Below are 1,165 nucleotides of genomic sequence, written 5' to 3' on the forward strand. Positions count from 1 at the left end.
GCCGGTCGGACAGGTGGACGCCGTCGGCCGCCAGCCCGGCGCGCCGGCCGAGGTCCTCGACCAGCGCCAGCTCGGCGGCGTCGAAGGGACGGGCCGGGTCGGTGCGCGCCACGGTCAGCGCGCCCAGGATCCGCTGGGCCGTGCGCAGCGGCGCGATGATCACCGATGTGGCGCCGAAGGCGGCGACCAGCTCCCGGTGGGCCTCGGCCAGCGGCTCGCCGTCGGAGGCGGCGAGGTCGTCGGGACCGAGCAGCAGGGCCTCGCCGCCGCGCAGGACGCGGGCCAGCGGCGCGCTGGAGGACTCGGTGACCGGCGGCAGCGGCCCCTCCCAGGCGGGATCTCCGGAGTAGCCCTCGGGCGGGACGACCGCGACCCGGCGGACCTCCTCCGAACCGGTGCGCAGGTCCACCGCCGCCCACTCGGCCAGCCGCGGCACGATCAGGCGGCCCAGCCGGCGCAGCGCCTCGTCCACCTCCGGCGTCCGGGCCAGCATCGCGCCGGCCTCGGTGGTCGCCGCCAGCCGCTCGGCGAGCCGTTCCAGCGCCGCCAGCCGGTCGGCCTGGCGACTGGCGGCCTCCAGGTGTTCGGTGGCGTCGGTGAAGAGCACCGCCGCGGCGCGGATCCGGCCGTCCCGCAGGACCGGCGAGACCGACCAGGACACCGGCAACAGGTGCCCGTTGCCGCACAGGAAGCGGGCGCATTCGCCCCGGACGGCCAGGCCGCGTTCCAGCACCGGCCACAGACCGCAGGCCGAGCGGGGGATCACCGAGCCGTCGGCGGCCCGGTGCAGCAGATCGTGGGCGTCCGCCCCCAGCATCGTCTCCACCGGGCGGCCCAGCAGCTCGGCGGCCCGCGGGTTGGCCGCGCTGATGCGCCCGTCGCGGTCGGTGAGGTAGAGGCCCTCGCCCAGGCCGGCGAAGACCGCCTGCAGCAGCGCCCCGCCGGGCAGCGCTCCACCGGGCGGTCCGGCGCCGTCTCCGATCCCGCTCTCCGGCCCGGTCTGCTCGATCGTCACCTCAGTGGTCTTCCCAGCGGAGCCGCCCGGAATCCCTGGTCACGCACCTCCGGCCCGTCTCACCGGCCCCCGCTCCGGCCGGTCCCCGCTTCCGGACGCCGCCCGCCCGCCCGGGCCGCCGTAGACGCCGGTGAGCAGCTTGGTCGCCAT

At 77.9% G+C, this 1,165-nt stretch carries 1 protein-coding gene; it reads right to left on the bottom strand.

The features are described from left to right. On the bottom strand, positions 1-1,015 hold a 1,015-nt coding region (locus ACWJ6R_RS36735), incomplete at its 3' end, for a GAF domain-containing protein (protein WP_449066610.1). Positions 1,016-1,165: the final 150 nt, after the last annotated feature.

The sequence above is a fragment of the Planomonospora algeriensis genome (assembly GCF_977012225.1).